General features: G+C 37.1%; 18 protein-coding genes and 1 rRNA gene. 6 read left to right on the plus strand and 13 right to left on the minus strand.

The window, feature by feature from the left end; all coding sequences use genetic code 11:
- The first annotated feature begins 7 nt into the window (after positions 1 to 7).
- A 5S ribosomal RNA gene (rrf, locus tag G6N06_RS17915) occupies positions 8 to 116 on the plus strand.
- 348 nt (positions 117 to 464) lie between these two features.
- On the opposite strand, the gene G6N06_RS17920 is transcribed toward rrf, so the two are convergent.
- The 11 genes from G6N06_RS17920 to G6N06_RS17970 all read right to left on the minus strand — a co-directional run bounded on the left by G6N06_RS17920 (position 465) and on the right by G6N06_RS17970 (position 14,088).
- The gene (locus G6N06_RS17920) at positions 465 to 695 is read right to left on the minus strand and encodes a DUF6095 family protein (protein WP_163518080.1); all 231 of its coding nucleotides are present in this window, start codon (positions 693 to 695) and stop codon (positions 465 to 467) included.
- The gene (murQ, locus tag G6N06_RS17925) at positions 673 to 1,503 is read right to left on the minus strand and encodes an N-acetylmuramic acid 6-phosphate etherase (RefSeq protein ID WP_163518081.1); all 831 of its coding nucleotides are present in this window, start codon (positions 1,501 to 1,503) and stop codon (positions 673 to 675) included. The genes G6N06_RS17920 and murQ overlap by 23 nt, the downstream gene beginning before the upstream one ends.
- A gap of 189 nt (positions 1,504 to 1,692) precedes the next feature.
- Complete coding sequence (locus G6N06_RS17930) at positions 1,693 to 2,505, minus strand: DUF4249 domain-containing protein (RefSeq protein WP_163518082.1); 813 nt, start codon at positions 2,503 to 2,505, stop codon at positions 1,693 to 1,695.
- A gap of 3 nt (positions 2,506 to 2,508) precedes the next feature.
- Complete coding sequence (locus tag G6N06_RS17935; RefSeq protein WP_163518083.1) at positions 2,509 to 4,884, minus strand: TonB-dependent receptor; 2,376 nt, start codon at positions 4,882 to 4,884, stop codon at positions 2,509 to 2,511.
- A gap of 107 nt (positions 4,885 to 4,991) precedes the next feature.
- Positions 4,992 to 7,232 (minus strand): NADP-dependent isocitrate dehydrogenase, encoded by a 2,241-nt coding sequence (locus G6N06_RS17940; RefSeq protein WP_163518084.1) that lies wholly within the window; start codon positions 7,230 to 7,232, stop codon positions 4,992 to 4,994.
- Positions 7,233 to 7,326: 94 nt separating this feature from the next.
- Positions 7,327 to 7,899, minus strand: a complete 573-nt coding sequence (locus G6N06_RS17945) for a pentapeptide repeat-containing protein (RefSeq protein WP_163518085.1) — start codon at positions 7,897 to 7,899, stop codon at positions 7,327 to 7,329.
- Positions 7,900 to 8,592: 693 nt separating this feature from the next.
- Positions 8,593 to 8,943, minus strand: a complete 351-nt coding sequence (gene rplS / locus G6N06_RS17950; protein ID WP_163518086.1) for a 50S ribosomal protein L19 — start codon at positions 8,941 to 8,943, stop codon at positions 8,593 to 8,595.
- Positions 8,944 to 9,243: 300 nt separating this feature from the next.
- A complete protein-coding gene (trmD, locus tag G6N06_RS17955) occupies positions 9,244 to 9,921 on the minus strand; it encodes a tRNA (guanosine(37)-N1)-methyltransferase TrmD (RefSeq protein WP_163518087.1) in 678 nt (225 codons plus the stop codon).
- A gap of 358 nt (positions 9,922 to 10,279) precedes the next feature.
- Positions 10,280 to 10,897 carry a tRNA (guanine-N1)-methyltransferase gene (locus tag G6N06_RS17960; RefSeq protein ID WP_163518088.1) on the minus strand — a complete coding sequence of 206 codons (618 nt, stop codon included), beginning with the start codon at positions 10,895 to 10,897 and terminating at the stop codon, positions 10,280 to 10,282.
- Positions 10,898 to 11,037: 140 nt separating this feature from the next.
- The gene (locus G6N06_RS17965) at positions 11,038 to 12,486 is read right to left on the minus strand and encodes a glyceraldehyde-3-phosphate dehydrogenase (RefSeq protein ID WP_163518089.1); all 1,449 of its coding nucleotides are present in this window, start codon (positions 12,484 to 12,486) and stop codon (positions 11,038 to 11,040) included.
- Positions 12,487 to 12,669: 183 nt separating this feature from the next.
- Positions 12,670 to 14,088 carry a trypsin-like peptidase domain-containing protein gene (locus G6N06_RS17970; RefSeq protein WP_163518090.1) on the minus strand — a complete coding sequence of 473 codons (1,419 nt, stop codon included), beginning with the start codon at positions 14,086 to 14,088 and terminating at the stop codon, positions 12,670 to 12,672.
- 176 nt (positions 14,089 to 14,264) lie between these two features.
- On the opposite strand from G6N06_RS17970, the gene dapF reads away from it, so the two are divergent.
- The 5 genes from dapF (at position 14,265) to G6N06_RS17995 (ending at position 18,290) form a co-directional block, all read left to right on the plus strand.
- Entirely contained in the window at positions 14,265 to 15,038 is a 774-nt protein-coding gene (gene dapF / locus G6N06_RS17975) for a diaminopimelate epimerase (RefSeq protein ID WP_163518091.1), read from the plus strand.
- A complete protein-coding gene (locus G6N06_RS17980; RefSeq protein WP_163518092.1) occupies positions 15,035 to 15,562 on the plus strand; it encodes a GNAT family N-acetyltransferase in 528 nt (175 codons plus the stop codon). Before dapF ends, G6N06_RS17980 begins: the two co-directional genes overlap by 4 nt.
- Entirely contained in the window at positions 15,562 to 16,605 is a 1,044-nt protein-coding gene (gene mltG / locus G6N06_RS17985) for an endolytic transglycosylase MltG (protein WP_163518093.1), read from the plus strand. Before G6N06_RS17980 ends, mltG begins: the two co-directional genes overlap by 1 nt.
- 4 nt (positions 16,606 to 16,609) lie before the next feature.
- Positions 16,610 to 17,515, plus strand: a complete 906-nt coding sequence (locus G6N06_RS17990; RefSeq protein ID WP_163518094.1) for a DUF2279 domain-containing protein — start codon at positions 16,610 to 16,612, stop codon at positions 17,513 to 17,515.
- Positions 17,516 to 17,621: 106 nt separating this feature from the next.
- Positions 17,622 to 18,290, plus strand: coding sequence for a peptidoglycan-binding protein LysM (locus G6N06_RS17995; RefSeq protein WP_163518095.1), 669 nt, complete (start codon positions 17,622 to 17,624; stop codon positions 18,288 to 18,290).
- Here G6N06_RS17995 and G6N06_RS18000 read toward each other — a convergent pair whose 3' ends face one another.
- Positions 18,291 to 19,007: an SAM-dependent methyltransferase gene (locus G6N06_RS18000; protein ID WP_163518096.1), complete on the minus strand. Its 717-nt coding sequence runs from the start codon at positions 19,005 to 19,007 to the stop codon at positions 18,291 to 18,293.
- Positions 19,007 to 20,410 carry a PQQ-dependent sugar dehydrogenase gene (locus tag G6N06_RS18005; RefSeq protein ID WP_240338103.1) on the minus strand — a complete coding sequence of 468 codons (1,404 nt, stop codon included), beginning with the start codon at positions 20,408 to 20,410 and terminating at the stop codon, positions 19,007 to 19,009. The genes G6N06_RS18000 and G6N06_RS18005 overlap by 1 nt, the downstream gene beginning before the upstream one ends.
- Positions 20,411 to 20,465 lie beyond the last annotated feature (55 nt).

Consider the following 20,465-nt stretch of genomic DNA (forward strand, 5'->3'; position numbering starts at 1 on the left):
TAGAGCTTAAGGTGGTTATAGCGACGGGGCTCACCTCTTACCATTCCGAACAGAGAAGTTAAGCCCGTTTGCGCCGATGGTACTGCATCCCGTGGGAGAGTAGGTCGCCGCCTTTTTTGGAGAATCCCTTCATGGAAACATGAAGGGATTTTTTTGTTTATACGGGCCGTATGGCCCTGACCTCTTTTAATCAGAATGATCTTGAGAAACTTTTGGTTGTATAATTTGGGAATCTGAATAGAATGTCAATGAATATAGAAATGCTCCAATCAATAAAGATGAAAAATGATGGATCTCATTAATGTAAATAGAAAATCCTGTTGATTAAAATACTTGTCACTGGCATGAATGAATCAGTAGTATTCAACACCTAATTTCTTACTTTTCGAAGGAGTTGTAAATGCTGTTGCCAGAATAAATACAACAATGTTTAAAATTATGTGGAGTGGAGGGACTAAAAGAATTTAGTCATTAAATAAGCTCTTCATAATAATATGGATGCCTCTAAATAAAAAGAAAATGGCACCAAGACATAGTATACTTCCAAGAATCAATACTAAAATATAGGTAGGCTTATCCTGATTGCTAAATGCAAGATGGAGGATGGTTGGTCCTGTAAACATTAATACCAGGCATATGCCCATATTTTGAATTCCCTTGACCAATAGATTCTTATTTGTGCGCTTTGTTTCCATGAGTGTAGTGTTGAATTGCAGACCTGACATTTTTGTGGGTCTCTAAAAGTGATTGAGCCTCTATAAAATCAATATTAAGCTCCCTCATTAGCATTTTAATGCCTCTATCCACTAGTTTATTATTACTCAACTGCATATCTACCATTTTGTTCCCTTTAACTTTTCCTAATTGAATCATAGCAGCAGTAGAAATCATGTTCAATACCAGTTTTTGAGCGGTACCTGCTTTCATTCTGGAGCTTCCTGTTACAAACTCTGGGCCTACAATAACTTCTATGGGAAATTGTGAGGTTTGAGATAGCGGACTATTGTGGTTACAAGAGATAGATCCCGTTGTAATATTATTGGCATTACATGCTTCCAAGGCGGAAATTACGTAAGGTGTGGTTCCTGAAGCGGCGATACCAACTACAACATCGTTGGAATTGACTTTGAATTCTTCTAAATCACGCCATCCTTGTTCTGTGGAATCTTCAGCAAATTCCACAGCATTTCTAATTGCTCCATCGCCCCCTGCAATTATACCGACAACTAAATCAGGGCTCACACCAAAAGTTGGCGGGCATTCGGAAGCATCCAAAACACCCATTCGGCCACTTGTGCCCGCACCAATATAAAATAGCCGCCCTCCCGATTTTAATTTTGGGATAATTTGTTTTATTAATGCTTCAATTTCTGGCATTGCCTTCTCTACAGAAAAAGCAACCGTTTTATCTTCTGCATTGATGTTTGACAGTAATTCAGAAACGCTCATTTTTTCTAAATGATCGTAGGATGAATCTTGTTCCGTAGTTTTAGTGAATTGCATAGTACAAAAATACGAAATTTTGTTAATTGCCCTATCAATTCGATTGGGTTAGTGCTATAGGGGGCATCCTTTTTGTGCGTTTTCTGTAAAAAATTAATGACTATTTCTTATTCACTTATATCAGCCCGTTGGTCGATGGGTGCACAAACCGATAGTGATGGAGGATGAAAATCAGAATTGACATGGCTTCTACTGAATTGTATATATGACTTCCGCTACTTCTGAAAGTCTAAAATATCCTAACGGAAAATTGTTGGGATTTGTCTGATTGACACAATTGCCTTTAACCACGGTAGGATGGGTTTCAAACGGCCCGCCTCCATTGCTGTTTTGTTGGAGCAAAATGAACATGTAGTTATAAAATCGTTCAGAAATTCCATGGTTTCTGATGGTAACCTGATCTCCAATATCTAAATCTTCCTCTGAATAGTATCCGAAAATCTGATTGCCATTGTTATACCTGTCCTCATAGACAGCTAAGGTTGGTATGGCAGGTATGTCGCTTATGAATTCGAAAAAGTAAAAGTTCTTTTCATCTGCAGGATCCGTGTAATAGGCTTTCAATTCGGTGTCTTCACCTGAAAAACCTCCTTCAAGGGTTTGTCCAACATAATCTATGGGAACTACCGATTTTAAATTTTCAGTAGCTGTATATACCTCATCATTATAGGTGATATGTAGTGAATAGGTGCTGTTGATGATTGGAACAAATTCAGTATTCTTGTAAATTCCTGATGTGCCTTCTTCCACAAAGTTATAGACCACATTATATTGATCTGTTATGACAACAGTTGCCCCATTGGCTGGTGGAACGGTAGAATCAAAGTAAGGCGCTGTTAGTGAAAGTTTTACAAATTGTTCGTTGCCAGAAGTGCCTTTTACCCAATTGATAGACGCTTCAATTACTAATTTAGGTTCTGCATTATTGAGATCAAGCTCAATAATTTCTTCACATGAGGTTTGAAGAATTAGTACAGATATTATGAATAAATAAGTTCTCATTTTCTAAAATTTAAAATTGTATGAAATTGAAGGAATAATACCGAAAAGGGACAGTCTGCTAGCTTCATTGACCCCAGTATCGCGGTTTTCCTTGAATGCGATTGACGCTGCATTTTTCCGATTATAAATATTATAAATACCAAAGACCCATTCACCTTTCCATCTTTTTGTTGAATTAGGATTGGGTTTATAATTGACAGAAAGGTCTAAACGGTGATAATTGGGTAATCGGCTTGTATTTCTTGCTTCATAATTGGGGATGGAAATACCATTATATTCGTATTGCCCATTAGGAAAAGTGGTAGGCTGTCCTGTTTGAAAAATGAAATTACTGCTCAAACTCCACTTTTTACTCAATTCATAACTTGAAGTTATGGAAATGTCATGGGTTTTATCATAAGGGGTATTGTACCAATTGCCATTGTTAATGCCTGTCTCACTAGCCGTTCTACCTGGAGTTTGCTGTTCGGATTTTGAGAGGGTATAGGCAATCCACCCTGTTAATTGACCTTCATTTTTTTTAAGTAAAACCTCTAATCCGTAAGCTCTTGCTTTCCCGTTTAAGATAACTTGCTCAATGGCGTCATTGGCTATAAGGTTAGCACCATCTATATAATCGATGCGGTTTTTGATGTCCTTGTAAAAGGTTTCAACTTCCAATGTATATCTATTGTCCTTAAATGTTTTGAAGTAACCTAAAGCAACCTGATCCAGTAATTGGGGCTTGATATATTTCCCACTGGGTGCCCAAACATCCAAGGGCGTAGGAGAACTTGTATTGGAAAGCAGATGAAGGTACTGGCTCATCCTGTTATAACTTGCCTTAATTGAGGAATTATCATTGAGTTGGTAAGCCAAGGCCAATCGCGGTTCGATATTCACAAATGATTCTATCACGTCAGATCTATGAAACGTGTCAACACCAATAACTTCTGCTTTTTCATAAACTTGAAGTTTTTCATTGAAACTGACCGGCTCATCATTTTCATAAATATTTAGTTCCGTTTGGCCCAATCGATCGAATGAGCTTAGTCTTACCCCGTAAGAAATGGCAAATTTGGAACTTATTTGATGCTCTGCATCTATATAAAGAGCATTTTCAAATGCGTATTTTTTGATGAGATCATAGGGATTGATTCCTGATGTTTCGGTAGTTGGATGAATCTCTCCAGGATTGAAGGTTAGGTAAAGACTGTTCAATCCATATTCCAGCTTGAAGTTGGAAGAGATATAATGTTTAAGGTCATACTTAAGATTGAAATTCCTGATTCCCGATATCCAATCAAACTCCACAAATTTGAGCGTTAGCCCATAGTAATAATCCGAATAGATGAGGGACATGTTCGAGAATAGTTTATCTGAATACAAATGGTTCCATCGAAAATTTAAAACGGTATTTCCGTAGGAATTATCAAAACTGTCAGAGATTTGGAAAACGTCCCTCCCAAAATAACCAGAGAGGTAAATGTTATTGTTTTTATTGATATTCAAACTTATTTTGGTGTTGAGATCATAAAAATAGGCTTTGCTATCGAGGTCAAAGAGGGGGAAGAACAAGTGTGCATAACTTGAACGGCCGCCAAATAAAAAGGATCCCTTTTCTTTTACGATGGGACCTTCAGCCAGCAGTCTGCTCGAAACAATGCCGATGCCTCCGTTCATATGAAACTTATTGCTGTTGCCTTCCTTTTGATAAATATCCAGAACAGAAGACACACGTCCTCCATATTTTGCCGGAATACCTCCTTTATAGAGTTTTAAATCCTTAATGGCATCTGGATTGAAGACTGAGAACAATCCGAAAAGATGGGATGAATTGAAAATAGTTGCTTCGTCCAAAAGAATTAAATTTTGATCTACTGCACCACCTCTGACATTGAATCCTGAAGAACCTTCGCCAGCATTGCTGACCCCAGGTAGGAGGGTTATTGATTTGAGAATATCGACCTCTCCCAAGATTACTGGCATTTGCTTTATTGTGTTTATAGATAGCGAATTGACACTCATTTGTGGTTTACGAATGTTCAATTTCTCCACATTTTCAGTAATGACAATCTCGTCCAAACTTTCCGTGGATTCGGTAAGTTTAAAATTAAGCGTTTTGTTTTTATCCATAGTGATGGTTTCGGAAATACTATTGAAACCCAAATAACTGATTTGAAACTTGTAGATCCCCTCCGATAAGGTGATGGAATAAAAGCCGTATTCATTGGTAATAGCCCCGGTTTGGAGTTCTGGAAAGATAATATTGACACCAATTAAGGTTTCATTACTAAGTGCATCTGTTATTTTTCCGCTGAGTGTAAATTTTTCTTGGGCAGTTATATATATGGGCAAACACAGCATCAGCCATAAATGGACTTTGAGTTTGGAGGTCATTTGCAATTTTTTATTAAAAATAAAAAAAGCTCCTCGATTAAAGGAGCTTTTTGTGATAATATTGTTTAATTAATTATGAATAATTATAAACAAATAAAAAAGTCGACTTAAGATATGTTTTCAGCTTTATTATTAAGTATCGCATTCAGCGTCAAACTAGGTCGCATGGCTGTATTGATCATATCTTCATTTGGATTATAATAGCCTCCAATTGACACAGGTTTTCCTTGAACTTCTATAAGTTCTGAGTTGATGACGCTCTCATTCGATTTTAGCACTTCTGACAGAGCCTTAAACTCTTCCTGCAATTGCATGTCCAAAGATTGGTTGGCCAATGCTTCTGCCCAATAGAGTGCCAAATAGAAATGGCTGCCTCTATTGTCCAATTCGCCTGCCTTTCGTGAAGGTGATTTTCCATTGTCCAATAATTTCCCGGTGGCTTCATCTAATGTATCTGCTAAAATCTGAGCTTTAGGATTATTATTTGTTTGAGCCAAATGTTCTAAAGATACCGCCAAGGCCAAAAATTCGCCCAAGGAGTCCCAGCGTAAATGATTTTCATCAACAAACTGTTCGACGTGCTTAGGAGCGGATCCACCGGCACCAGTTTCAAACAATCCTCCGCCATTCATTAAAGGTACAATAGATAACATTTTTGCGCTTGTTCCCAACTCTAAAATAGGGAAGAGGTCTGTTAAATAATCGCGTAGCACATTTCCTGTGACAGAAATCGTATCTTTCCCCTCTTTTATTCGCTCCAAAGTGAACGTTGTCGCTTCTGCAGGGGAAAGAATTCTAATATCCAATCCATGCGTATCGTGATTAGGAAGGTATTGATTCACTTTTTTGATCAATTCAGCATCATGCGCTCTGTTTTTATCCAACCAAAAAACGGCTGGGGTATCAGAAGCTCTTGCTCTTGTTACAGCTAACTTTACCCAATCCTGAATCGGTGCATCTTTGACTTGGCACATTCTCCAGATATCTCCTTTTTCAACATCATGTTCAATGATGGTGTTTCCTTCTGAATTGATGACCACAACTTTTCCATCATTGGTCATTTCAAAAGTTTTGTCGTGAGAACCATATTCTTCGGCTTTTTGTGCCATCAGTCCAACATTGGGAACTGTACCCATGGTTGTTGGGTCAAAAGCCCCATGTTTTTTACAGAAATCGATGGTCGCTTCGTATAAACCAGCATAGCTACTATCAGGTATAACTGCTAATGTATCTTCAGGTTTCCCTTGCGCATTCCACATTTTACCAGAAGTTCTGATCATTGCTGGCATTGAGGCATCGATAATCACATCACTTGGAACATGAAGATTGGTGATCCCTTTATCCGAATTGACCATGGCCAAATCCGGTCCGTTAGCAATGGCATCTGCAATGGCGGTTTTTATTTCTTTGCGTTTAGCTTCCGGAAGTGCATTCAATTCGTCATATAAATTCGCTAAACCATTGCTTGGGCTGAAGCCAATTTCTTTAAACTCGTTGTGATATTTATTAAAAACATCTTTAAAATAAACTTCCACGGCGTGCCCAAAGATGATTGGATCAGAAACCTTCATCATGGTAGCCTTTAAATGTACCGAAAGAAGGATATTTTTAGCTTTGGCTTTAGAGACTGCTTCTTGCAAGAATTCTAACAAGGCTTTTTTTCGCATTACTGAAGCATCAATAATCTCGCCATCCTTTAAGTTTAAGTTCTCCTTTAGAACAGTTTCTTTACCATTTTCGTCAATAAATTTAATGCTAACGGTATCGGCCTTAGAGAAGGTCAATGATTTTTCAGTGTGAAAGAAATCGCCATGGGACATGGTAGCTACTTCGGTTTTTGAATTTGGCGACCATTCACCCATTGAATGAGGGTTCTTCTTGGCGTAGTTCTTTACAGCCCTCGGTGCGCGTCTATCTGAGTTCCCCTCGCGAAGTACTGGATTTACTGCACTGCCCTTTACCTTGTCATAACGTGATCTGATGTCTTTGTCTTTATCTGTCTGAACTTCATCAGGATAGTTGGGAATATTAAACCCTTGGGATTGTAATTCGGCAATCGCCTCCTTGAGTTGAGGAACAGAAGCACTTATATTTGGTAACTTAATGATATTTGCCTCAGGCTTTTTCACCAATTCTCCCAATTCGGCCAGTGCATCAGATACTTTTTGGTCTCCCTTTAAATAATCAGGGAAAAGGGCCAAAATACGCGAGGCCAATGAAATGTCTTTAGTAACGATATCAATATTGGACGATGCTGTAAATGATTTTATGATAGGTAATAACGAGCGTGTTGCCAAAGCAGGAGCTTCATCTGTTTTTGTATAAATGATAGTGGAAGTTTTCGCCATAAGTACTGTGAATTTAATTTTTAAAAATATGCCCGAAATTAGGCTGTGCAAATATACAAAAATGAGTTTAGCATAGAAAGCCGAAAGCGCTCAATTAAACAATGCTTATTTGATAGTGATATAATAATCCCAAGACATTTTCTTTTGAGAATTTTGCTCGTGTGATGGTATTGTTTTCAGGGTTTATTACAAAGTTTTCCGAGGAACTTAAGTCGCTGTTTTTCAGATTGGTTTTCTCGAAAATGGCATGCTTGAAGTCGCAGTTATCGAATAGACCATTGCTAAGATCAGCCTCAACAAAATTGACTTGATTGAGATTGCAGTTGCTGAACCTGATTCCTTTTAGTTTTAATTTATAGAAGGATGAGAATTGCAATTGGCAATTTGAGAATGTAAACGACAGCAAAAACGGATTGCAATCCTGGAATTGGAGTCCAATCATTTTACAATCCATAAAATCAACTTCCCTAAAGGTGGTGTATTTGATATTGGCATTACTAAAATTACAAGTATCAAATTCACATTCTATAAACGTAACAGAAGACAGATCGACCTCCGTAAAATTACAGTTAGTGAATGTGCAATTGTCATATTCTGCTTTTTTAAATGGGCTTTCGGTGAAATCGATATTAGAGAAATGTTGGGAATCAATAAGGAATTGTGTCATGGTAAGGATTGAAGAGCGAAAGTTAAGTGTCATCTATTAAAAAACAAAAGCCATATCATTGTAGCTAAACTACCTTGACATGGCTTTCTTTGAAACAGTGACATGATCTAATTAACATTGCTGTTAAATCGGCCGACTAAAACTCACGCTTTACAATCGTCCTTTTCAATTCAAGTTTACTATTTCAATAAAACATTCCTTAACTTTCAAAATGTATTGACCTGTTATCGAAATGTTTCGGTTTATTGTTTTTCTTGATGTCATAACTCTTGCAATTCGCTTTCACGACCTACAAGATTTAAAACATTGCTTCCTACCTTAGTATTCACTTTCGTTGCTACTATCTTTGGAAACTTTCAACTTTACTAGTTACAACCTGCCTAAGCATGAGGCACTTTTTAAAGTATCATGATTCTTCAGCCTCCACGCATACACGTGACACTTAAAGAACCTCAAAAAACAATCTTATAAAGAACGTTACTTTATACGATCTGAATCAAGTTCAATTTTTTAAGTTGAAACCAACACAGAGGTTGTTATTAAATCGTTTTACTAATTTACAAAAAAATGTCTTGTTGCCAAAATTTTGGGATGTTTAGTTATCAACCGACTATGAACTTGAGTTATTAACATTTGTTCATAAAAAAAGCCTTGAAAAAATCAAGGCTATTAATTACTGTATGTTTGAGGTGATTATCCTCTTCTTTCTTTAATTCTTGCTTTTCTACCGGTAAGACCTCTAAAGTAGAAGATGCGGGCACGTCTAACCTTACCTTTCTTGTTCACTTCAATCTTCTGAAGTGCAGGAAGATTGATAGGGAAGATACGCTCTACACCGACTGTTCCTGACATTTTACGGATGGTAAAGGTTTCTGTACTGCCAGAGCCTTTACGTTGCAATACCACTCCTCTAAAGAACTGTGTACGCTTTTTATCACCCTCTCTAATTTCGTAATACACAGTGATCGTGTCACCAGCGCCGAATTGAGGATATTCTTTTTTTTCTACAAATTCGTCTTGTACAAATTTTACTAAAGAATTCATTTCTTTTAATTTTTAAGATTGATCCAAACCAACATTCACGTAAATCGTCAGAGGTTGATCTGAAATTGGATGCAAAAGTAAGGAATAATTAATAATTAGCAATTAATATTTTAAAAAATATTGTTTCTTGTTGTTCTGGATGTTGATGTATGTATAGGTTGGGTGTCTGTCGAGTATCAAGTACTAAGTATTAAGTATCAAGTACTAAGTATTAAGAATTAAGGATCAGGCATTAAGATCGTTTCACTAATAATTGAAAATCAACAATTATCCCTATGAGCTTTCACAGAGGCCACAACATTAATCTTCCAGTAAATCAGGCCTTCTTTTCTTGGTGTGTTCGTATGCCTGATCTTCACGCCACTTCTCGATGTTCGCAAAATGCCCTGAAAACAAAACTTCAGGGACCTTCATGCCTTTATATTCTCTTGGCTTGGTGTAAATAGGTGGTGCCAATAGATTGTCTTGAAAAGAATCGGTCAATGCCGAAGTTTCATTACCCAACACACCTGGAATAAGTCGTATGATGGCATCGCATAAAACCGCCGCCCCCAACTCGCCCCCGGAAAGTACATAATCTCCAATTGAGATTTCTTTGGTTATTAAAAAATCTCTTACACGCTGGTCTACCCCTTTATAATGTCCGCACAGAATAATAATATTCTCTTTTAAGGAAAGGGTGTTGGCCATGGCTTGATTTAAGGTATTGCCATCTGGCGTCATATAAATGATCTCGTCATAATCGCGTTCTTTTTTCAATTGGGAGATGCATTTGTCAATGGGTTCGATCATCATGACCATACCTGCGCCACCACCAAATTGTGTGTCGTCTACTGATTTATAGCGATCAGTTGTATAATCTCTTAAATTATGAAAATGGACTTCGACCAATCCGGCCTCGATGGCACGTTTTAAGATAGAGGCCTCAAAAGGACTTTTAAGTAACTCCGGTAAAACTGTAATGATATCTATGCGCATGTTGTTCAGTCTTCTGTTAACGGCAGCCCACAGTGTTCAGAATGAGACTGAAGAAATCTGCGGTCATTTCTAAATGGTAATTTGAATTTGTATTTTCAGAATCATTTTAGAAAAAGCATTTGTCCAATAATTTTCTTTAATTGCTAAAAGGCGGCTATGTTTCTAAATACTGAAGATTTCTATACCTCAGTTGTTCTTTGGGTTATAGTCGTTCAATAAAGGACAGTGCTTAAATAGGGTTCTGGTTCAATGCAAAGATGCGAAAAAAAGTATTCAATTTTCTGTATTGTGTCCTTACTTCTGCAAAAATGGAATCTATAAAAAAATCTGTAAGTTTTCTTACAGATTTTTTTCAGATTTATTTTATGGTTTTTTGTTTATTGATTTCGTCCTGCAACTGTCGCCTTACTTTTTGTTCGCGTTCAAGGGCAGTACGTCTGTGTTCTTCAAATTCCTCTTCCGTTTCTAACAACGACTTTTTGGCCAATTTTGTCACAGAATTACTGTTTTTGAATTTATAAATGAATATCAATAATAATGCAAAGAGAGCGCCAATAATGCTCCACATCAATACATTATAACTGCTTTTGCTCATTTGCCATCCAAATAATGCCATGTTATCCTTCTCTTCATTGGTAGCCTCAAGAGTTGATTGTGTTTCAGACAAATTGCTTTTTAAAGTTTTGATTTCGACAGCCTGACTGTCCACAACGGTCTGTGTATCCACTAAGTCTTTACGGATGGCTTTTAAAGAATCCATAGTATGGGCCTTTAATGCATATAACCACGTCTTTTTGACCACTTTATAATCCTGGTAGTTATTTGATCTTTGAATTACATATTCAAATTGGTTGTCTACCGTACCTTCAGTGAGGGACAGTTTGTCGTCTTCGTCTTTAGCAGATTGTTGAGCATTTGAAACGATAAAAAACAGGCAGGAAATGACAGTAAGGCTTAGAGTTTTTAATGAATACATTGGTTTGATTTTACTGATGTGGTTAAATTTTGAACAAGATAAAAAAATATGTAGATGTATGCTAATATTTAAAACAAATAGCCTCACGATAAGGAGGCTATTTTAATATACGATTGAAATTTTATTTTAGATGTCTCGTTTTAATAATATGTAAAACGTCTCACTTTTGAAATGTATTTGGCCAATCTGATGACTTGATGGCTATAGCCGTATTCATTATCATACCAGACATATAAAATGATATTTTTACCTCCATCTCTTACGATAGTCGCTTTGCTATCATAAATTGCCGGAGCAGAACATCCAATAATATCACTGGATACAAGTTCATCACTCAATTCGAACTTTATCTGTTCTACAAGATTGCCTTCCAAAGCATATTTTTTCATAATGGTATTGATTCCATCGATAGACGTAGGCTTTTTAAGCTCTAAATTCAATATTGCCAAAGATCCGTTTGGTACAGGAACTCGGATGGCATTGGAAGTCAGTTTTCCCTCCAATGATGGTAGAGCCTTGGAGACTGCACTGCCTGCACCTGTTTCTGTAATGACCATATTCAATGCTGCAGCACGGCCGCGACGGTATTTGTTATGGAAATTATCAACTAAATTCTGATCATTTGTATAGGAATGGATGGTCTCCAAATGACCATGTTTTACACCCAATGTATCTTCAACAACTTTTAATACTGGTGTAATCGCATTTGTGGTACAGGAAGCTGCTGAAAAAATATCCACTTTATCCGGATCGTAATCCAATTGATTAACTCCGTGAACAATATTCGGAACACCTTTACCTGGTGCAGTCAATAACACCTTACTGACGCCTTTTGATTTTAGATGCCTTCCTAAAGCTTCTTGATCCCTATAAGCGCCTGTATTGTCGATTACCAACGCATCCCTAATGCCATATTTGGTATAGTCAATATCTTCTGGAGCATTTGCAGAAATGACGTTAACAGTCGTACCGTTGATGATTAATGCGCTATTTTTGAGGTCTGTCACTACAGTTCCGGAAAAATCGCCGTGTACAGAATCATTCCGAAGTAAGGAGGCTCTTTTTTCTAAAACGACTTGATCAATCTTTCCACGGGTAACAATAGCTCTCAAACGCATTTGGCTGCCTTTACCTGTTTTAGCCATCAACTCTCTTGCCAATAACCGACCAATTCTTCCAAAACCATACAGAACCACATCTTTAGGTTTTATGGATTCAATTTTTCTTGCGCCTTTAAGCTTGTTAGCAACAAAAGCGGTGGCATTGGAGTATTTTTGATCTTCCAAATGAAATTCAAAGGTCAGTTTCCCAATATCCAATTTGGCTGGTGGAATATCTAAGGTTTTGATGGCCTGAGCAATTTCAACAGAATCGAAGATTGAGATTGGTTTCTGAACAAACTCGCCTGCGTATTCGTGTAAGTTCAAAATGTCACTGACATTTCTGTCAATCAATTCATTTCTGAAAAGTACAAGCTCAATGGATTTATCATACCATAAATCGCTGACTATTTTAATAAATTCAACTGTTGCTTTTCTTCTATCTGCCTGAAAAGCCAATTCGTTTTCATAAGTTCCGTTCAAACTCATTGTTTTAAAATTTTATGTATCCTCCTGGAGCGAAGACACGTTGATGTTGTGTTTTTTTTTCCGATGTTTCGGACTGCAAAAGTAATATATTTCAATCGTTTTCGTAATGTTTTGAAGAAATAAAAAACCCTATAGTAAAGTTGAGTACTATAGGGTTATGGATGGAATGAAAATCGCTCAATTCTATTTAAAAATAAAGCTCTCTTTTTGTCCTGACTTATTGATAATCGATAATTTTTTTAACTTTTTATCAAAATCTTCGCCATGTTGTTGTTTTAATTTTATAATGTCCTCTACGTCATTAATTTTTTGATCGTTGATTTCTGTAATGATATAGCCTCTATTGATGCCTAAATTTTTGTAAAGGGCATAATTCTCGTTTTTGACGACCACGACACCATTAGTGATATTTGCGCTTTTTTTGAGGTCGTCCGGGATGTTTCTCAATTGCATATTCAAAAAATCGACGGTTAAGATTTCAGTTTTAGACAGGGTGACCGGAATTATTTTTTCGGCTCCATTTCTTATTAATGTTAACGTAACGACATCATTTGGGCGTTTTGTACTCAAATAACCACTTAAGTCAGAGAATTTTGAAATGGTGATATTGTCAATTTTCTTGATGATGTCTCCTTCTTTAACACCGGCTTTTTCCGCTCCTGAACGTGCTTCAACATCACTCACATAAAATCCTTGGGTTGTGTTAACCTCAAGCGTTTCAGCGGATTTACTATTTAGTTCGCCACCTCTAACCCCTAATACACCTTTTTGAACATTGCCAAATTCCATGATATCCTCAACCACTTTTCTGGCAATATTACTCGGAACGGCAAAGGAATAGCCGATATATGAACCGGTTTGGGAAGTGATGGCCGTATTGATGCCAATAAGTTCACCTCGTGTATTGACAAGCGCTCCACCTGAATTACCTGGATTCACTGCGGCATCAGTTTGAATAAATGATTGCGAGTTTACCCCAGAGAGGTCTCTTGATTTTGCGCTAATGATTCCGGCGGTAACCGTAGAAGTTAAATTAAATGGATTGCCCACTGCCAAAACCCATTCACCAACCTTTGCTTGATCAGAGTCGCCAAAAGTGGCAAAAGACAGGTCTGTTTCAGCATCAATCTTTAACAGTGCGATATCCGTTTTTTCATCTGTGCCAATAAGTTCGGCGTCATATGTCCTATTGTCATTTAATGTAATGGAAAGTTTTTGTGCCCCATTAATCACATGATTGTTCGTGATTATATAACCATCTGGTGAAATAATGACGCCACTTCCGGTGCCTACTTGAGCACGCTCTGTGTTTCTGCCCATAAACAAGTCTTGTAATGTCATAGGCGCTCTGCTGATAGTCAAGTTTTTTACGTGGACTACGGAATGTACTGCATCATTTGCAGCTTCTGTGAAATCTGGGACAATTAAGGTGCCATAAGAAGCTACAGCCTTATGGCTTGTAGGGAAATAAGATAGGGTTGAATCTGGACTATTGGTAGCGATTTGAATTTGGCTATCTTTTTCAATAAAAAACTTATAGGCAGAAAGCGTCATGATTCCGCCTAATGCAGATACTAAAATTAGGGTCAAAATCTTTTTCATTAGAAATATAGTTTATTAGTGAATTATAAAATTTAAATGTTAAAATGTCAGTGTATAACGATTAAAATTAGTTTTTTGTTATATCAAAAGTATTTGTTTAACGGATTTTAACGTCAACTTTAACGCTCGTTTAACACCTCTATAAACCGTCAATAATTCTTATATTTGCCAAATCTATGAGACAGACATTCTTTAAATATCAGGGGACAGGCAATGACTTTATAATGATTGACAATCGTTATCTATCCTTTGACAAAAATGATACCAAACACATAAAATTTTTATGTGACCGACGTTTTGGCATTGGCGCTGACGGACTTATCCTGCTAGAAAACCACGAATCTTTAGATTTTAAGATGGTGTATTTTAATTCTGATGGGAATGAAAGCTCAATGTGCGGTAATGGTGGGCGCTGCATTGTAGCCTTTGCAAATTTCCTCGGTATTATTGAGCACAGCACAAGTTTTGAAGCGGTAGATGGTTTGCATCACGCAGTGATAGAAAAGGAGATTGTAAAACTTCAAATGCAGGATGTCAGTCATTTGGAGAAATTTGAATCGCATGTGTTTTTAAATACGGGATCACCACATCATGTTCAAATGGAATCAGATTTGACAGAGCTTGACATAAAAAGAGTTGGTTCTAAAATTAGATACGGTGCTCCTTATAATGACGCTGGAAGTAATGTGAATTTTGTTTCCAGGATTTCAGACGAGTCGTTTTCAGTAAGAACCTATGAGCGTGGTGTTGAAGATGAAACGTTGTCCTGTGGGACGGGAGTCACTGCAGTTGCTCTAGCAATGAATTATATTGGAGAAACCGAAAAAAACTTGATTACTTTAAATGTTCAAGGTGGAACCCTTCAGGTGTCTTTTGATAAAGACGGAGAGGGTTATAAAAACATTTGGTTAATTGGTCCGGCGGTCCAGGTTTTTAAAGGTGAAATATGAAGGAAACATTAAAAGGAAAACACATCTATTTAAGAGCCTTGGAACCTGAAGATTTAAGTTTCTTAAGCGCTATCGAGAATGATGAAACCTTATGGGAATTGAGTCATACCCAAACACCATATTCCCAGTACATATTAAAACAATATTTGGCAAATTCGCATCTTGATATTTATGAGGCTAAACAGTTGCGATTAGTTATTTCCAACTATGCAGGCCAACCTTTGGGCATGATTGATTTGTTTGATTTCGATTTTAAAAACCGTCGCGCTGGTATCGGTATACTGATCCAGCACTTTGGAGATAGACAAAAAGGATATGGTAAAGAAGCCCTCCAGTTATTGATCGATTACAGTTTTAAACATCTTGATCTGCATCAACTCTATTGCAACATTTTAGAAGATAATAAAGCGAGCATCAAGCTGTTTGTCAATCAAGGGTTTGAAATTGTAGGTCTTAAAAAAGACTGGGTTTACAGCAACAAAACATATAAGAACGAATATTTATTACAACTCATCAATTCCTAATGTATATAAAAAAAATTCTCATTGCCATTGTCCTCATCGGTTTAGTGGTAGCAGGTTTCATCGCCTACACGATTTATCAAACCATGTTTGTTTCTAACACGGCGTTCAATAATGAGGTAGCTCATATTTATATTCCAACCAATGCCACGTATAAAGAAGTTAGGGAGGAACTGGAGCCTTTATTGAAAGATATAGATAAATTTGACGCTCTTGCTGAACGCAAAAAATACACGACAAATATTAAGGCAGGTAAGTATGCCATAAAGAAAGGAATGAACAACAATGATATTATTAATTCCATTAGAAGCAATAATATTCCCGTGAAGCTATCATTTAACAATCAAGAATCCTTGGAGCGATTGGCGGGTCGGGTTTCTACTCAGATTGAAGCGGATAGTTTGGAATTGTTTACGGTCATGTCTTCTCCTGAATTTTTAAAATCGAATGGCTTTTCATCCAAAACGGCATTGGGAATGTATATTCCCAATAGTTATCAGTTTTTTTGGAACACTTCTGCTGAACAGTTTAGAGAGCGCATGCTAAAAGAGTATAATCGTTTTTGGAATGATGAACGATTGGCAAAAGCGAAGGCATTAAATTTAACCCCAGATGAAGTTATGACCATGGCATCCATTGTGCAGAAAGAGACCGCTAAAGTGGATGAACGGAAAAGAGTTGCAGGAGTATATATGAATCGATTAAAAATAGGGATGCCCTTACAGGCAGACCCAACCGTAATCTATGCCATTAAGCTCACTTCTGGCGATTTTGACCAAGTTATCAAACGTGTTCTTTATAAAGATTTGGAAATAGATTCACCGTACAATACCTATAAATATGCCGGACTGCCGCCAGGCTTGATTACAATGCCAGACATCAGTTCTATAGATGCGGTCCTTAATTATGAGAAGCATGATTATTTTTATTTTGTGGCAGATGTCAAGAATTTTGGTTATCACAAGTTTGCTAAGACCTTGTCACAACATAATGTCAACCGACAAGAATATGTACGTTGGATTAATCAGCAAGGGGTAAACAGGTAAAATTATGCCAGGATTAAAATTTATTTTAATTTTATTTCTCACTACTTCAGTTTATTCACAATCCAAACTTGACAAATTCCTAACGCCAAGTGACACTCTCAATACCTCAAGAAGGACTGCTGTTTATATATCAGAAGCAACTATTGGCGGCTTAACTTTACTGGCGCTCGATCAGCTGTGGTACGCTGATTTTGAGCGATCCAATTTCCACACCATAAACGACAATAATGAATGGCTGCAGATGGATAAAATGGGCCATGTTTTTTCGTCATATCAATTGGGAAGGATGGGAGCAAACCTTTTAAATTGGAGTGGTGCCAGTAAAAAAGAACAATTGATGTACGGTTCTACATTAGGATTCACTTTTTTAACTGCCGTTGAAATTTTTGATGGTTTTAGTAAAGAATGGGGGTTTTCATGGGGAGATATACTGGCCAATGGTGTTGGCACAGGACTCTATATTGGCCAAGATCTACTTTGGAAGGAACAGCGGATGACTTTAAAATTTTCTTTTCATCAGACGAAGTATGCTCAACTGAATCCTGAAAAGTTGGGCAACGGATTTTTAGAAGAAGTTTTAAAGGATTATAATGGACAAACCTATTGGTTGAGTTTAAATATACAATCCTTCATAAATAACAATCATATTCCCAAATGGTTGAATATAGCCGTGGGCTACAGTGCCGATGGCATGATATTTGCTCATAATGAGCCTGTTAACAACTTTGTTACTAACAAAAATAGAAAACGGCAGTTCTATTTGAGTTTAGACGTAGATTTGTCAAGGATAGAAACAAAATCACATGTATTAAAGTCCGTTTTTGATGTTTTGAACGTAATTAAGGTGCCTTTTCCTGCTATGGAGTTTACCGATAAAAATGGCATTAAGCTCCATGGTATCTACTTTTAGAGACCTTAAACGATTAATTTTGAGGGTTTAATAAAAAACCATACCTTTGCACGCTGAAATTTAAGTCTGCTAAAAAATATAAAAGGCTTTACAAAGATTAGGAATTATGTTAAAAAAGATCACTAATTATTTTGTTATCCCTTTTGCAATCTGTGTCATTTTAATCACGACACTTTTTCCAAAAACGACTGTAGATATGACTAATTTTTCCACTGAAGGATTAGAGCTAAATTACACAGTTTCGGAGGATATCGCACTTTCTGCCACATTTGAACAACCATCCCAAAACACAAATTATAATAAGTTTTTTCCATATTTAGGTAAGTCCTATTTAGGATTTAAGGAAGCACTTGCGTTTAAAGAATCTCGTGGAAATTATTTTACGGTGAATGATTTGGGGTATTTAGGTAAATATCAATTTGGAGCCGAAACATTAAAGTTATTGGGTGTTTATAATCCTGAATACTTCTTGTACACGCCAGAATTGCAAGAGAAAGCATTCTTAGCCAATTCAGAGCGTAACAAGTGGATTCTAAGGAAAGATATTGCACGTTTTGTGGGTACAGAAATTCATGGCACTACAATTACTGAATCGGGTATACTTGCGGCTGCACATTTGGCAGGACCGGGAAGTGTAAAGAAATTCTTAAGAAGTCGCGGAGGATATAATCTTTCCGATGCTTATGGGACGTCCATTTCGTATTATATGAAACGATTTTCCGGATACGATACATCGTTCATAAAACCCAATCAGAAGGCAAAGGCCAATTTATGATCAGTCTTTGTGAATGATAAATATGGCGGGACGTTTGTGCAGGTCCACTTTGATATGTTTCCAGTCACTAACGTGGTATGTCTTTATGTATTCTGAGGCCAAAGTAAGGTCGCAGGCCACACAGACCCTCGTTTGTGGATGTAGGGTCGTACATAAATCCTCCAACATTTTGTTGTTCCGATAGGGCGTTTCGATAAACATTTGGCTTTGGTTTTGATCACTGGATAATTTTTCCAGACGCTTCAATTCCATTTTTCTTTCGTTTTTATCGATGGGCAAATAGCCATTAAAAGCAAAGCTTTGTCCGTTCATGCCTGAGCCCATTAATGCCATAATAATGGATGATGGACCAACTAGCGGTACTACTTGAATCTTATTTTGATGTGCCAGCATGACAATGTCTGATCCTGGGTCTGCAATTGCAGGGCATCCTGCCTCAGACAGCAGTCCCATAGGCCTCCCTTCTTTGCAAGCATTTAAAAATGAGGATTTTTCAGAGGCTAAGGTAAACTTATTAAGAATTCTTAACTGAAGTGAAGGTTGTGATTTTTCGGGATGAATCTTTTTGATAAAACGTCTCGCAGATTTTTCATTTTCGACAATATAGTCGTTAGTGAGGTCTATGATTTTCTTTATTGAAGCGGGCAAAACTTCCCAAACGGGATCATCACCTAAATCTGTAGGAATTAAATATAGCTTACCGAAGTGGGGTTTCATTAATTTTTAATGAATTTACGGGTTGTTTTTTGGCCAGCATCATTGAAAATCTCCATAATATACATCCCTTTGGCCATGTTTTTAGTGGAAATCTTTGATGAATTATTTTCGAAGGTGATCAGTGTCTTGATCTGTTGCCCTTGAACATTATAGACATATACCTCAGATATTTGCCGGTTTGATGTGCCAAAATCTATAGTTAGTTCATCATTAACAGGATTTGGAAAGAGTTTGATGTGTGAAAGTGTGGATTCATCCAGACCTAAAGTTGCATCCTTTATTTTGTAAATTGATCCAGAACTGATGTCACCTATGTACAATTCACCATTAACATCTTCACCAAAGGTAGTCCAGTTATTGCCATTAAAGGGTTCAGTAAAGGTCATTGTCCAATTTCCGTTGTTTTCTTTGAGCATTCCAATTTCGGAACTACAATAGTCAGCAAAGAAATAAATACCTGTAAGATTTGGTTGTGCGGTACCTCTATATCTGTAGCCTCCAGTAATGGAACATTTGAAACGACCACTGTTTTCATGTGAATACTCAGCAATAGGAAAGGTTAGGGTGTTCACATCGGGGCAATTGCTGGTATTATATGTGTTATTTCCTTCATAACATCGCCATCCGTAGTTAAGACCTGCATCAGAAGCGGAAGCTTTATTGATTTCTTCAAATTTTAATTGACCAACATCCGCAATCCATATGTCATTAGTTGTTTTGTCAATTGAGAATTTCCAAGGGTTTCTTAGGCCAGAGGCCCAAATTTCGTTTAATGCATTGGGATTATCAACATAAGGGTTGTTGTTGGGGATACCGTAATTGTCTCCATTTTGTGGGTTGTTCACATCGATTCTTAAAAGTTTCCCTAAAAAGGTTCTAAGATTTTGAGACCTATCCTGCGGATCTCCACTGTCGCCCCCATCGCCAAGAGCAATAAGGAGAAATCCATTATTATCAAAAACAATTTCCCCACCATTATGGTTTGTATAAGGCTGTGGGATTCTCATAAGAATAAGTTCTGAATTAGGATCCGCAAGTTGAATGTTCGAGTCGCTTCTGGAGAATCTTGATATAATCGTTTCTAAGCTATTGTTGACGTAATTCACATAAAAATATCGGTTTGAAGCGTAGTTAGGATGAAATGCCAAACCAAGAAGTCCGCGCTCATCCTTGCCATCACTGACCCTGTCGATGATATCTAAAAATGGCTGATTATTTAGTATTCCGTTTTCATTTACGATTTGTATGAGGCCATCACGATCAAGAACAAATAACCGAGAATCTCCGGCATGTTGGATGTTTACCGTATTTGAGACCCCCGTTGCGAATAATTCCAATTCAATTTCTTGTGCATAGTTCTCCACACTGCATACAAGCGCAATAATAAAAAATACTTTATTCATAATCTTCATTTTTAAAAAGTTAGGTCTAAACTACGAAAAAAATAAAGAGGTATAA

This window comes from Gelidibacter japonicus (assembly GCF_010725055.1).
Classification (GTDB): Bacteria; Bacteroidota; Bacteroidia; order Flavobacteriales; family Flavobacteriaceae; genus Gelidibacter; species Gelidibacter japonicus.